The sequence below is a fragment of the Bradyrhizobium sp. 134 genome, assembly GCF_023074155.1.
GTDB lineage: Bacteria > Pseudomonadota > Alphaproteobacteria > Rhizobiales > Xanthobacteraceae > Bradyrhizobium.
In genome coordinates this window covers 25,419-39,676 of the sequence record NZ_JADPKX010000004.1, presented here as the reverse complement: position 1 = coordinate 39,676, position 14,258 = coordinate 25,419, and the positions used below count along the sequence as shown (strand labels likewise).

Annotated in this window: 7 protein-coding genes; 4 read left to right on the top strand and 3 right to left on the bottom strand. The window is 59.2% G+C overall.

Going from position 1 to position 14,258, the window contains the following annotated elements:
- Nucleotides 1-2,508: 2,508 nt before the first annotated feature.
- The 4 genes from gmd (at nucleotide 2,509) to IVA75_RS00750 (ending at nucleotide 8,921) form a co-directional block, all read left to right on the top strand.
- Nucleotides 2,509-3,594: a GDP-mannose 4,6-dehydratase gene (gmd, locus tag IVA75_RS00765; protein ID WP_018455490.1), complete on the top strand. Its 1,086-nt coding sequence runs from the start codon at nucleotides 2,509-2,511 to the stop codon at nucleotides 3,592-3,594.
- Nucleotides 3,575-4,552, top strand: a complete 978-nt coding sequence (locus IVA75_RS00760) for a GDP-L-fucose synthase (protein ID WP_276003505.1) — start codon at nucleotides 3,575-3,577, stop codon at nucleotides 4,550-4,552. The genes gmd and IVA75_RS00760 overlap by 20 nt, the downstream gene beginning before the upstream one ends.
- A 219-nt stretch (nucleotides 4,553-4,771) precedes the next feature.
- Nucleotides 4,772-6,598 (top strand): glutamine--fructose-6-phosphate transaminase (isomerizing), encoded by a 1,827-nt coding sequence (glmS, locus tag IVA75_RS00755; RefSeq protein ID WP_018455488.1) that lies wholly within the window; start codon nucleotides 4,772-4,774, stop codon nucleotides 6,596-6,598.
- Nucleotides 6,599-7,571: 973 nt separating this feature from the next.
- Entirely contained in the window at nucleotides 7,572-8,921 is a 1,350-nt protein-coding gene (locus tag IVA75_RS00750) for an MFS transporter (RefSeq protein WP_247289259.1), read from the top strand.
- A gap of 473 nt (nucleotides 8,922-9,394) precedes the next feature.
- On the opposite strand, the gene IVA75_RS00745 is transcribed toward IVA75_RS00750, so the two are convergent.
- The 3 genes from IVA75_RS00745 to IVA75_RS00735 all read right to left on the bottom strand — a co-directional run bounded on the left by IVA75_RS00745 (nucleotide 9,395) and on the right by IVA75_RS00735 (nucleotide 13,460).
- Nucleotides 9,395-10,261 carry an electron transfer flavoprotein subunit beta/FixA family protein gene (locus IVA75_RS00745; RefSeq protein ID WP_247289257.1) on the bottom strand — a complete coding sequence of 289 codons (867 nt, stop codon included), beginning with the start codon at nucleotides 10,259-10,261 and terminating at the stop codon, nucleotides 9,395-9,397.
- Nucleotides 10,262-10,671: 410 nt separating this feature from the next.
- A complete protein-coding gene (gene nifA / locus IVA75_RS00740; RefSeq protein WP_247289255.1) occupies nucleotides 10,672-12,432 on the bottom strand; it encodes a nif-specific transcriptional activator NifA in 1,761 nt (586 codons plus the stop codon).
- Between the two features lie 260 nt (nucleotides 12,433-12,692).
- Entirely contained in the window at nucleotides 12,693-13,460 is a 768-nt protein-coding gene (locus IVA75_RS00735) for an SDR family oxidoreductase (protein ID WP_247289265.1), read from the bottom strand.
- Nucleotides 13,461-14,258 lie beyond the last annotated feature (798 nt).

Genomic DNA, 14,258 nt, shown 5'->3' with positions numbered 1-14,258 from the left:
TTTTGCTGTCCAATCCCATCCGAAACCTCCGTCCAAGCCGGAGGCTTCTTTCGCACGTTCATTCGAATTCTGAAGCAAGGGTATCGGCTTCGCGCTTACGATTGATCTCGTTTCCAATCTTCTCAGCCGCCGCGGCACCGACAACTCCCGGGAAGCAGCCCCATTACGATGGTGACAGCGGCAGAGCTCGGCTGGATAGACAAAGCCAATTCGCACCGACTCGCCAGAGCATTCCAGCCATGGGCGATCGATTGCGTCGCCAAGGCACCTCCTATCCACACATTTAAGTAAGCTTGATTGATTCGCTTGATCACTCGTGGCCACCGACGAGCAGCCTCCCAACTGGGGGGTCGCTATGCGCGCACACTCGAGCGGACCTGAGCTGCGCCTTCCGCAGACGATTGATACCCAAAGCCAACTGCCTTGGTGAAGCGCCTCCCGCCCTGCTCGTCTTGCGGCTGGCTCCTGGCAAACGAATACGGGTTCGACATATTCACGCGATAAGCTCGGAGGGGGATTGAATCATACGTAGCGTCGGATTGTAGAGTGCACAGCTAGGGAGCACCAATGTTCGGCCGCTTCCAGCGGAGCAGGCCGACCGCTTGCGATGAGAGGTCTTCTGCCAAAGCGGCTGAGGATCGCGCTCAGCCGAAGAACGCACCTTCTGTCCTGTCCACGCAATCGCCGGCCCCATGAAGACAAGATCGCCCACATGTAAGAAGGACCAATCCAGCCTTGGAGGCTACGAAATACGTTTGCGGGCACTGAGTTCCAAACCAGCCGCCACGAGATCGATGCGGTATCCCGGAGCGGTCATGTGAGAGGACCCGATAAATCCAACAGGGTCTTGCTCGTCGATCACTGTGAGGGCCAATGCCGGGCCATTGTTGGTTTCAAGAATGGCGATCCGGGAGCCGCGTATATGTGCGGCGACCCCGTTGTGACGGGGCCTCGCCAAAAGCTGTCATCGTGGTGCGCTTATCACCATTCCCGAATGCACGTCATGCCATGGTCGGACGGACGCAGCCTCGTTGAACGAAAGTAGACTAGATGAACAACCGTAATCCGAGACGAGTCCGCGCAAGTGCTAGGCATGGGCAGCGGTCATCGCGGGAGCAAGAGAGCTGCCGATAGATCCGCGAGCTGGGTCTGCTCGAGGTGCAGGCCTGACGATTGCCCAAGAGCCGAACGCCGATCCGGCAATGAGGCCCATCAGGACCTGACGAGCGATTATGGAGAAGCTCATGTGAGCGCCTTGGAAGAGATGATGTGGAAGTTTATACCCGCGAGGGACTGAAGATTGATCTCGGCACCATGATTGAGGGAAACACCGCGTTCGAACCCGATAATCCGGCGATTCATTTCGAGACGCGCCTCTAAAGCTTACGCTGCTTTCGGCGCATTCGAGCGGGGGCACTTGGTTTAATGACCCGGCTCGACCTCTCCACTCTCGACGAGCAGCTCATCCGACTTCCTTCTGCCGAGGGGCTGCAAATCAAGTGTGATAGTTGAGGTAGAACGCAGTTGATCCGTCAGCTCAGGCTGCTATCCGCAGAATGCTTGCTCAAGAACCGGACTTTGCCGACAAGAGAAGGGGCGCTCGGGACCAGCAAACCGCCAGTTTCAATGGCAGCGGCACGTGCTCGAGGCGGCTTAATTCACCCACAAGCGGGCTTTGCCTGGTCATACTACGGCCGGCCCGAAGACATGCTTGCGAGCGCGGAAAACACCCCCCGGCGGAATGGTCGCCGAACCGAGCACTGACCTTGTGAGCCATATCGTCCGCCCGCTAAACGCACCATTGTTGTTGATTCCTTGGCCACTCGCGAGCAATGAACCGCCAGATGCCTTTCGCTACTGAATTCGCCCTTCGGGGGCGCAGGGCACACTAATCGTCGCGATAACCCCCTTGAGGTCCCATATAGCACTGGCCTCATTCATCCAGCGTTTTTCTGTGAACTCAAACAGCACGGAGGCAGTATGCGCGCCTTCACTTTTGCTTGCCAGATCACCAACTTGATTGTCCAGAAATGATCGACGATGATAAGTACTGCGCGACAGAGAACGAATTTCAATGCTTTGTTTGGCCGGCTTGCTCGCGGTTGCACTGGATGAACAGCAAGATTGGAAAACTCTTAGGCAAGGACACGAAATGAGGGAAACTCGCTGGCTCAACGTGCGAGTTGACCACGAACGGACTGTGGAACGCTTCTCGGCCAAACGGGTCTGCTTACCTCCCATCCGCGCCGCAATTTCATTGGTCGCGCCCACGCCGAGAAACGCCTGACGAAGGCCGAACGGAATCTTCCGGACTACAAACTTTCGTATAGTCCTTCAAAACCCTTTCGATGTGGAAGGTTACCTCCGTACAGTTGAGCGCTTGATGCAATGCCTATACAGAGTCCAGAACTCGGCCGTTCGAGAGCGTGACGCTTCCGCATTCGAAGAGGCCAGACGCGATTGACGTCGTCGATCGGGGACCGACATTAGCCTGCGCAGAGCAACGATTTGTCAAACCAAGAGAGCAAACGGCGGGTCGCTCTAATCACCGGCGTGACTGGACAGGACGGCGCCTATCTGGCCGAATATCTGCTGTCGCTCGGCTATGTCGTGCACGGCATCAAGCGGCGCTCGTCCTCGTTCAACACTGCGCGGGTCGACCATCTCTACCAGGACCCGCATCTCGGGGACGTGCCGTTCCTGATGCACTACGGCGACATGACGGACTCGACCAATCTGATCCAGCTGGTGCAGCAGATCCGGCCGACCGAGATCTACAATCTGGCCGCCCAAAGCCACGTCGCGGTCAGCTTCGAGAGTCCCGAATACACCGCCAATGCCGATGGGATCGGCGTGCTGCGGCTGCTGGAAGCGATTCGCATCCTCGGCATGGTGAAGGAGACGCGGTTCTACCAGGCCTCGACCTCCGAGCTCTACGGCCTCGTCCGGGAGATCCCGCAGAAGGAGACCACGCCGTTCTATCCGCGCTCGCCCTACGGCGTGGCAAAACTCTACGGCTACTGGATCACGGTGAACTACCGCGAAGCCTATGGCATGTTCGCCAGCAACGGCATCCTGTTCAACCACGAGAGCCCGATCCGCGGCGAGACATTTGTGACCCGCAAGATCACGCGCGCTGTCGCCCGTATCGAGGTCGCGCTGGAGGAGACGCTCTATCTCGGCAATCTCGAAGCCAAGCGCGACTGGGGCCACGCGCGCGATTACGTCGAGGGCATGCACAAGATCCTGCAAGCCGACAAGCCCGACGATTTCGTGCTCGCCACCGGCGAGATGCACTCGGTGCGCGAGATGGTCGAGCTATCGTTCGCCCAGCTCGGCCGCCGCATTGCATGGCGTGGAGCAGGGGTCGAGGAGACCGGCGTCGATGAGACGAGCGGCAAGACGGTGGTGAAGATCGATCCGACCTATTTCCGCCCCACCGAGGTCGATCTCCTCGTCGGCGACGCCAGCAAGGCGCATCAGGTGCTCGGCTGGAAGCCGAAGCACACGTTCGCCCAGCTCGTCGAGGAGATGATGGCAAGCGATCTGGCGGAAGCAAAACGGGAGGCGGCCCATGGCAAGCGCACCGTTTGAGCTGAAGGGCAAAAGCGTCTACGTCGCCGGCCATCGCGGTATGGTCGGCAGCGCGATTGCGCGCCGGCTCGCGCGGGAGGACGTGCAGCTCGTCACGGTCGACCGGCGCGAGGTCGATCTCTGCAACCAGACGGCCGTGTTCGAATGGTTCGCGAAAACGCGGCCGCAGGTGATCTTCCTCGCCGCCGCAAAAGTCGGCGGCATCGTCGCCAACGACACGCTGCGGGCCGAGTTCATCTACGACAACATCACGATTGCTGCGAACGTGATCCAGGCCGCGCATCAAAACGGCGCCGAAAAGCTGATGTTTTTGGGCTCGTCCTGCATCTATCCGAAGCTAGCCCCACAGCCGCTGCGCGAGGTCTCGGTGCTATCAGGCCCGCTGGAGCCGACCAACGAGCCCTATGCGATCGCCAAGATCGCCGGCATCAAGATGGCGGAAGCCTATCGCGGCCAGTATGGCAGCGACTTCATCAGCGTGATGCCCACCAATCTCTACGGCCCCGGCGACAATTATCATCCCGAATTGAGCCATGTCGTTGCCGCGCTGATCCGCCGCTTCCACGAGGCGAAGGTCGCGGGCGCAAAGAGTGTCGCCGTGTGGGGCACCGGCACGCCACGGCGCGAGTTCCTTTATGTTGACGACATGGCGGATGCCTGCGTGCACCTGATGAAGAGCTATTCGGGGCCGGAGCTGATCAATATCGGCACAGGCGAGGACATCACCATCGCCGAGTTCGCCCGTGTCGTCGCCGAGGTCGTTGGCTACAGCGGCGAGATTGCCTTCGACACGTCGCGCCCCGATGGCACTCCGCGCAAGCTGCTCGACGTCAGCCGTCTCGCAAGCCTCGGCTGGCGCGCGAGGACATGGCTTGTAGATGGAATGCGCCAGACCTACCGGGCCTTCTTGGCCGTATCGGGTACATCGGACAAAACGAGAGCCTCATGCAGCTGCTAACTGCTGACGGCGCTCATTGTGCGATTGCCAGACAGTTGCTTTAGGAATCTCCCGGCGAATTCGACAGGGCTCCACGTTTTCTTGGAGTTCGAGCACCTCCGGGTGCCGCGTGCCCGATGGAGGGCAGGCACGGCTAGACTGGCGGATAACTAAAGCGAGCGAATTGGTCAGGCGCGCCTTGCGGGACGCTCTGTTTTGAACTTGAGGTAAACTGACTAAATGTGCGGAATTGTCGGCATCTTGGGGCGCGGTCCGGTCGCGGATCGTCTGATCGATTCACTGAAGCGACTGGAATATCGTGGCTATGACTCAGCGGGCATCGGAACGCTCAAAGGAAACCATATCGAGCTTCGACGCGCCGAGGGCAAGCTGAGGAACCTTGAGACACGCGTTCGCTGCCATCCGCTCTCAGGCCATGTCGGGATTGGGCACACGCGCTGGGCTACTCACGGCAAGCCGACGGAGCACAATGCTCATCCCCATGCAACGGACAATGTTGCAGTCGTCCATAACGGCATAATTGAGAACTTCCGCGAGCTGCGAGCGGAGCTAAAACAGCATGGCGCCTGTTTCGCCTCTGAAACAGACACCGAGGTGGTGACGCATCTCATCGACTTTTATCTGAAAGATGGCTGCTCGCCGCAGGAGGCAGTAAAAGCGTCGCTGCCGCGGCTAATCGGCGCGTTTGCGCTTGCAATCCTGTTCAAGGGTCAACACGACCTCATGATCGGTGCGCGCAAGGGCTCACCACTCGCGATCGGACATGGAGAAGGCGAAATGTATCTCGGATCGGATGCTATCGCGCTCGCGCCCCTTACCGGCTTGATCACCTACCTTGAGGACGGCGATTGGGCTGTGCTCAACCGCAACTTCAGCGTGGTCTACGACGCACAAGGCACAGTTGTCCGCCGGGAGGTGATGAAATCTGGCGCGTCGTCGGTTCTCGTCGACAAAGCAAACTACCGCCACTTCATGGCGAAGGAAATCCACGAACAGCCAGAGGTGATCGGGCAGACGCTGGCGCGTTACGTCGATATCGCCACCGAGAGCGTGGCACTGCCGCAGGAGCTTCCGTTCGACTTCAACGAGATCGGACATATCTCGATCACGGCTTGCGGTACGGCAGGCTACGCCGGCCATGTCGGCAAGTACTGGTTCGAGCGGCTGGCTCGTATTCCGGTCGAGCTCGATGTCGCCTCCGAATTTCGGTATCGTGAGGCGCCGATGCGCAAGGGAGATCTTGCTATCTTCATCTCGCAGTCCGGCGAGACGGCCGATACGCTGGCCGCGCTCCGCTATGCCAAATCGCAAGGCCTGCATACCCTCTCTGTCGTGAACGTACTGAGTTCGACCATTGCGCGCGAAAGCGGGACAGTGTTGCAGACGCTCGCCGGACCTGAGATCGGCGTTGCCTCGACCAAGGCGTTCACATGCCAGCTGGTCGTCCTTGCGGCGCTTGCGGTCGCTGCTGGCAAGGCGCGCGGTGAATTGCCGGATAGCGACGAGGTCGATCTCGTGCGAGCGCTGATCGAAATCCCACGGCTTGTTACCGCGGCGCTTGCCAGCGAGCCGCAGATCGAGAAGCTCGCACGCGACATCGCCAAATCGCGTGACGTGCTATATCTTGGTCGCGGCACGTCGTTTCCATTGGCCCTGGAGGGGGCACTGAAGCTGAAGGAGATCTCCTATATTCACGCGGAGGGCTATGCGGCCGGAGAGCTCAAGCACGGCCCGATCGCCTTGATCGACGAGAGCGTTCCCGTAATCGTCATTGCTCCCTGCGACCGGGTGTTCGAAAAGACCATCTCGAACATGCAGGAGGTCGCCGCACGCGGCGGCAAGATTACCTTGATAACGGACGCTCGGGGAGCCGCAGAGGTATCCATGGATTCACTCGCGACGATTGTGATGCCGGAGATGGATACGACGTTCACGTCCATTGTTTATGCGATTCCGGTGCAGCTTCTGGCCTACCACACGGCCATCCTGATGGGCACGGACGTCGACCAACCCCGAAATCTCGCGAAATCGGTAACTGTCGAGTAAGGCAAGGTGATGCGACCTGGACATCGTGGTCAGATTCCGAATGCGCACAAGCCTCGGTCACATCGAATTACGATGTGCCGCCCAGCTCCTGGCCCGATGCCACCGCATGGTTTCGCGGCGGTTCATAGCCCTCGCTTACGGAGGCGAGCCTCATGTGCAAAATTTACGGCCAATCAGGTTGCGAGGCTGGCGTGGCCTTGCCTCCGGCAAGCAAGCAGTCGCGCAGGGCTTATCACGACATTCCGATTGCTTGGACCTGGTCATAATTCGTGACAAACATCCAGGTTTCTAATACGACGTGGAAGCCAGATGAAGCTGTTCGATTAAGCCCATTATCGCTGAGGAGGCCCGCTGTGATCCTCCCCCTCAGCGCGGGTTTTGGACCGCATTAGGACCGCAGCGCCCCTCGAAGTACGAGGCGCGCCTCGCTTCGAAGGACAACGTGGCACTTGCCCGAGCATGGCGATCGGCGCTATCGGACGGGCTCGATCACCAGCACGCTCACCAAATCTTTTCCGTAAACCTCAGGTTAACTTGAGCAACTCGAGGCCAAATCGCTGGACATCGGGTGAGATGCTAACGCACCTCGGCTCCAATCGCAGGCTCGCGAGCTGTTCTAGCAGACATCTCACGGCAGCTCTTCCCTGCCGCTCTATCCCATGCATCTCGTCCTTGCTTTTCATTGCATGTCGGTGCGCTCAATGAGGAATTCGGCCACGCCACAGACAACAACCTTTCCACCGAGAATTGCCCGAGGTTTCAATAGGTTGAGAGTCACTCCTGCGACGCGAGCGGAATAACGCCCGAAAAACTGTGCGAGTTTGCGGCAATTGCCGAAAATATGCCGGAAACGTCAGGCGCTTACGGGTTGGTCGATAGTGCCCTTATGGCAGATTCGCGGCCATGAAACTGCACTCGGCTGGCGTGAGATTTTCTCCAGAACCGGCCATTTCAAACCGAGAGGAAACTCGCCATGTCACCAGCGTCCATCGCGCAAGCGTCAAAGGCCAAACAGCGCATTGGCGCCATCTTACGTGCGACGAGCGGCAACTTCCTCGAGCAGTTCGACTTCTTCTTGTTCGGGTTCTACGCCAGTGCCATCGGAAACGCGTTCTTTCCATCAGGAAGCGAAACCGCTTCACTGCTTAACACCTTCGGTGTGTTCTGGCTGGGGGCGTTGATGCGACCTGTTGGCGCGATTGTGCTTGGAGCCTATATTGACCAGATTGGCCGTCGGCAAGGCCTGATCATCACGCTTTCGATTATGGCTATTGGCACCGTCATCATCGCCTTTTGTCCCGGCTATGCAACGATCGGCATTGCCGCACCCGCGATCGTGCTGTTCGGACGGCTGTTGCAGGGCTTTTCTGCGGGCGTTGAGGTTGGCGGCGTTTCCGTCTACCTCTCCGAGATTGCCACCCCGGGTAACCGCGGCTTTTACACATCGTTTCAGTCCTCGAGCCAGCAGGTTGCGATCTTTGTCGCGGCTCTTATCGGATATTTTTTGAGCGAAGCACTTCCGGCCGAAATGGTTGCCGCCTGGGGCTGGCGGATCCCATTCTTCCTTGGCTGCCTGATCGTTCCGCTTATCTTCGTCCTGCGCCGGACGCTGGAGGAAACTCCGGAGTTTCTGGTCATGAAGACCCACCCAACGGCCCGCGAGGTCTTTGCCTCCACAGTTGCGAACTGGCGCATTGTCATTCTTGGCATGATGATCGCAATGCTGACGACCACGACCTTCTATTTCGTCACAGTGTACACGCCTACGTTCGGCAAGCACGTATTGCAGCTGTCCTCGCAGAACACGCTCTTGGTGACGCTTTTGGTCGCCGTGACGAACTTCATCTGGAACCCAATCGGCGGCGCGATCTCTGATAGAATCGGTCGGAAGCCGGTCTTGCTGACCATTGCTGGCCTTGCCTTGGTGACTGTATATCCGGCGTTGTCTTGGCTTGTGACCGACCCAAGCTTTGGCAAGATGGTGGTAGTGGAGATGATGTTCTCGTTCTATTTTGGCACCTACAGCGGCGCCATGTTGGGCGCTTTGGTCGAAATCGTGCCGAAGCACGTTCGCACAACCTGCTTTTCTTTAGCCTTCGCACTCGCCGCAGCTCTCTTTGGTACCTTTACGCCGCTGGCATCGACTTGGCTGATCGATCGGACCGACGACAAGGCTTCGCCGGGTTTCTGGTTGATGTTTGCAGCTTTGCTCGGCATTATCGCCGCGCTCAGGATTTATCCAGGAAGCACCAACAGAGTTGCGAAGCTATCGCGACCCGAGGGGTCTAACGGGGCCGTAAGCGCGCAATTTACCACACGTTAGCAGCGCGCCCACGGGGGACCTTCACGCCCAAGACTGAACTGAGCGGGGTGCGTGGCGGTCCTTGCGGTGATCTCGGTAGTCCGCGTGCCACTCGGCGGGCCGCGGGCCACTGCGGAATTCATGCAGCCTCAAGACGTGCCCGTTAAGTTTGCATGGCAGCGCACGTGGAGCTCGCGCGAGGGATGTATCTCCCTCGCGCGAGCTCTGCTCGTTTTCCACCTAACCGAAAAGTGCGAGTCGCGCCGCTCGACCACACAACGGATCGAGCGTTGCGTTAGTGCTCAGCCATTCCGACTCAGCATCAGCGACGGCTCGTCCCGATACGGCTCGACATTGCATAGGAAGAAGGTGTATCGCAGCTCGCCAATTCTCAGCGAGCGGTCAAAAAGCTTGAATCGTGCTGGTGCGCCGAGCGTCGGGCCAGCATGACCACGACCCGGGCCGTCGCTGGCTCCGCTCGATCAGCGGCGACTTCACGCACCGCTAGTTTGGGCGGATGAGGTACCGCGCGCAAGCTGTGCGAGCTCCGTCTCGAGCGTAGGGTTGCGCTTGAACATGGCGTCGATCAACGCTTGCGCCGGCTGCTCGGCCGCTTCCACCCACGTCGCCTTCTCCGCTCGTGCGGAGGGCGCGAAGACACGCTTGACGACCGTCGGCGACCCCCTCAGACCGCATTTGGCCATGTCATCCACGCCGGCAGTTTGAGCGCTCCATTTTACGACGGAGGCACGGGCCGCACGCAAGGCGTCGATCATTGCACCGCGGCGAATTTGATTGCTTGCCTCTAACATGCTGACGAGACAAGGAAGCTTGGAACGCAGCACTTGGACTCCTCCTTCGCAGCGCCGTTCCGCATCGATCGTGCGTGCTTTGAAGTCCAACGCTTTGATTGTTGAAACATACGTAAGCTGCTGGACCCCGAGCCTCTTTGCAATGCCAGGTCCCACCTGCGCCGTATCGCCGTCGATAGTCTGCTTGCCAGTGAATATGACGTCTGGTGGGCCATATTCCTTGCCGATATTGCGAATCGCGCACGCCAGAGCGTAACTCGTCGCCAGCGTATCAGAGCCTGCGAAACTACGATCGGTGAGCAGGACAGCACGATCGGCACCAAATGTCAGCGCCTTTCGGAGAGATTCTTCGGCCGACGGCGGCCCCATTGTCAGAACAGTGATTTCACCGCCGAACTTGTCTCGTAGCTCGAGCGCAGCTTCCAGTGCGAACAGATCATATGGGTTGATGATCGTCGGCACGCCCTGCCGCATGATCGTATTCGTGACAGGATGCACGCGGATTTGTGCGGAGTCAGGGACCTGTTTGATGCAGACGATGCTGTGCATGTGCTTCTCCTAAGATGTTGAGCAGGCTCCCACGAATAGCAACTGTCATACCACCCCAGGCACTTCGCCGATGAGAGACGAATGCAACGGCTGGCGATTGACGGTGAGACCGTGGGGACTGCGACGAGCTGCGTAAAGCGGACGTGATCTCTCTCATCTGAGTCGCGCCATAAACGGCCCGGCCGTGATCTTGCGCTGGTTCGACACCTAATCATTTCTCATAGGGCGAATACATTGCAAGCAGACGATGACCAGCACGCGGCTGACGCGAAGATGGCTTACGCTCCCGGCATAGCCTCCCAAGCAGAGCACATCGGTTTCGTATCCGCTTCATGGACCAGAGTACCGCCTCTTGCGCACGCTCTCCTACCGCGCCCGGCGATCGAGAGAGACGCGAGCCGACTTTTTATTCAGAAGCGCTTGATCTCGATACCGTGCCTTCTCAAGGCATAGCCAATCTGGCGCGGCGTCAGTCCAAGCAAGCGCGCCGCCTTGGCCTGTACCCACCCGGACCTTTCCATGGCGGCGACTACGCGCTCGCGATCTGTGACCTTGGCGGCACCTATGTTGGGTCGGCCGGGTGGCTCTAGCGGCGTCAGTTCGCTACCGACCGGCTGAACGTGTGCCACAGCTTGTGTCGGCGGCATGCTCAGCCTCGCGGGAAGTGAGATTATCGGGCTCGGCTGTCGTGCCACTTGCTCCAGCCCGCACTTCCATAGCGTGGCCGACAGGCATTGCCCGTGGCAGCAGGCAAAATCGTCTCTTACGATCGACGATCCGTGCGCCAGGGTCGCGGTCCGCTGCACACAGTTCTCCAGCTCACGGACATTACCGGGAAATCCGCAATTCATAAGAACGTCTATCGCACTTGACTCGAAGACCAGAGCACGGCCGTTCTCATTGTTGAAGTTCTTCAAGAATCGACCGGCGAGAAGCGGAATATCAGTGCGTCTTTCGCGCAGCGGCGGCAGTAGCAGAGGAACCACGCTAATGCGATAATAGAGATCGGCACGAAACTCCTTCCTTGCCACCGCCTCTTCAAGATTCTTGTTCGTGGCAGCAATCACGCGGACGTCGACTTTGATCGTCTGATTGCCGCCCACCCGCTCGAACTCCTGCTCCTGAAGCACGCGCAGGAGTTTCGCCTGGAACGACGCCGAGATCTCGCCAATCTCATCCAGAAACAACGTTCCCTTGTCCGCGAGTTCGAAGCGACCCTTGCGCGCGTTGAATGCGCCCGTAAACGCCCCCTTCTCGTGACCGAACAATTCGGATTCCAGCACCGTCTCGGTGAGGGCTGCGCAATTCAGCTTGATAAAGGGGCGTTTGGCGCGCGCTGAACGCTCGTGAATAGCCTTCGCGACCAGCTCTTTGCCGGTACCCGATTCGCCACGCAACAGAACGGTGCTACTCGATTTTGCGATCAGCTCGATCTTCTCAAGCATCGCGCGCAGCGCCGGACTGTCGCCGATAATTCCCTCGACTTGGACCTTCTTACGCTCCCGGCCATGAGGCTTGAGCTCGGACGAAGGCCGCGTCTGCAGCCGGAACTCCTCGTCCATAAGCCGCCCGCGGTCGCGCACAAAGGTGCAATGCAGCTTTGCCGTCTGGCCCAGAAGGCTTGCGACCATCGTCAGCAGGCGGAGGTCGTCCTCGAGCTGCGCATGCGTCCCGTTGTCTGCGATGCGGTCGATGCTCAGCGTACCCACAACTTTCTCGTCGATCTCTATGGGAACGCCGATGAAGGCAACACACGTATTACGGGCGGCGTCAAGCATCATCTCGACTTCCGAAAAACTGAAGATCGAATGCAGCGCTACGTTCTCGACGATGAGCGGCCGCCCCGTCGCCACAATTTGATCAATTGCTCCTTGCGGCAAGCGCCCCCCGCAACGCGCGTCGCGCCCTTCGCTCCGGCCGTCGTCTACGATGATCTCGGGCCCCCCGTCATGTTCGAACAGACATACGATGCCGCGCCGCATCTGCACAAGCGACGGCAGGCGCTCGATGACGCTCGCCAGCTTGGCTTCGAGCCGGGATAGGCCAGTGAGCGTGTGCGCTATTTCAAAGATCGTGCTTAGCGATTTCTCTTGCGACGGCAGAATAGAAGCGGAAGGGTCCGCGCCGGAGGTTGAGTTTGGTGTTTCGCTCAGGGAAACGCTGTCCAGCATAGTGACTTCTCCGTTCCTTTCTTGATCCTCCCCATCACCTCGATCGGACTTGTTAGACTCGTGTTGCATGCCTGCCTCGATCTGACATCCAGTTCTCAGGCCGGGGGCGAGAGATGACGGCTCTTCATGGCACGCCGGCAGCACTTACAGTGACTAGATTTTGCGCTTTATTCTTTCCAACTCGCTGCGCGGATTCGCCCGGCCAACATGGCTTCGATCGATGAAGCTGAGTTAGTCGGGTTCGCCAGGCACGGATTCACTCACAAGTGTTGCCCGCCATTGATCGGCACTTCGGCACCCGTGACATAACTTGCCGCATCTGAACATAGGAAGAAAATGACCTTGGCGACCTCTTCGGGTGTACCCACCCGGCGTAGTGGGATCTTTGGCACAAGATGCGCTTCCGTATCAGGCGACAAAATGTCCGTCTTGATTTCGCCGGGCGCGATCGCATTGACGCGAATGCCATGTGAGGCGTAGTCGTGCGCCATTTCGCGCGTGAGACAAGCGAGCGCAGCTTTCGACGTGGCATATGCCGTGCCTGCAAATGGATGGACCCGCGCTCCGGCGATCGAAGTCACATTGACGATCGAGCCTGACGCCGCTTTTAGCTCATCGAACAGACCTTGAGCGAGCAGGATCGGCGCCACCAGATTGAGGTGGAACACGCTCATCCAGGTATCGACTGAGGTCGCCAGCGACGTGAGCCGGGCACCGTTTGGCGTTTTTGGTGAGTTTCCGGCATTGTTTATCAGTCCCTGCAGCGGTGCGCCGGCAAGGCGCTCCTTTATCTGGGCAATCACGCGCGGTAGCGTCCGATGATCGCTCAGGTCGACTTCGATATAGCTATCACCCTCTGAGTCCCATGGGCAGCGCACCTCGTCGAATGGTTGGCGCGCGCAAGAAATGATGCGCCAACCGGCTTCCGAAAACAATCTTCCCGTGGCGCGACCGATACCGCGCGATGCCCCGGTCAATACCAGCGTCTTCCGCTCACGCAGCGGACGGCCCGCTCCATCGGCGTGAATTGGACCACGAGGGTCCGTTTCCGACGATTTAGCTGCGACCGCGTTGTCATCTGGTAGACCTAGATTCACACGCGACTCCCTTCCGCTCCCCTCGCCCGTGCACCTGGTGCAGGATCCGGGCCAGAGCGAAGCAGGGCACAGGTGGCGCGCTTTTACGACGCAAATGGCAGGTTCCGAACATCTGGCCTGTTTGCTTTGCGACACCGGCAACGCCGCAGCAATGGCTGTCGTCGAGCTCCCGGGTGCCGCCCACTGCGTGCGCTACGCTTCGAGCCAGAGGCTGGGGTTTCCATGGCGAGCTGACTGCGTCACCACTCCACGAGTGGTCTGTGGGTCATGCGCGCTAGACGAGATAGATTAGCTGCGGGCGGAGATCAGGATTTAATGGCCGGTTCGTCCAAGTTGCTCTCGGCCTGGTTACGCGCGGCCGCACATACGGCTCTTGAGCAATACCGATGGGCCGCCGGCCGCGCGGTTCATCACACCTCCGTCCGAAAGGACTCCGCGAGCGGAGCATGAACAAAGGCCGTCGTCCAGAAAACGAAAGCCCTGCCCAGCAAAGGCGATCCATCTACCGGACGCGCCTCCTTGCTGCTGGGACATTCTGACGTGACTGTCTGTTACGTCAGATTTCCTCGGCGACCCGGACCGCCATTGCCGTGCTTTTCACCGTCTGGCCAGCGACGGCGGACTTGGCTGGAGGATGACAGAACTGTAAGCTTCCGCGCGATTCGACTTACACCGGAGGGCCCGAAGTGTTGCCGGGCAAGACCGCCGGCCCTCGCTGGCATCGGCCTT

Bases quoted from the DNA above. Each gene is read 5' to 3' on its own strand.
- IVA75_RS00760 (WP_276003505.1), top strand. From the start codon at position 3,575: ATGGCAAGCGCACCGTTTGAGCTGAAGGGCAAAAGCGTCTACGTCGCC.
- glmS (WP_018455488.1), top strand. From the start codon at position 4,772: ATGTGCGGAATTGTCGGCATCTTGGGGCGCGGTCCGGTCGCGGATCGT.
- IVA75_RS00750 (WP_247289259.1), top strand. From the start codon at position 7,572: ATGTCACCAGCGTCCATCGCGCAAGCGTCAAAGGCCAAACAGCGCATT.
- IVA75_RS00745 (WP_247289257.1), bottom strand. From the start codon at position 10,261: ATGCACAGCATCGTCTGCATCAAACAGGTCCCTGACTCCGCACAAATC.
- nifA (WP_247289255.1), bottom strand. From the start codon at position 12,432: ATGCTGGACAGCGTTTCCCTGAGCGAAACACCAAACTCAACCTCCGGC.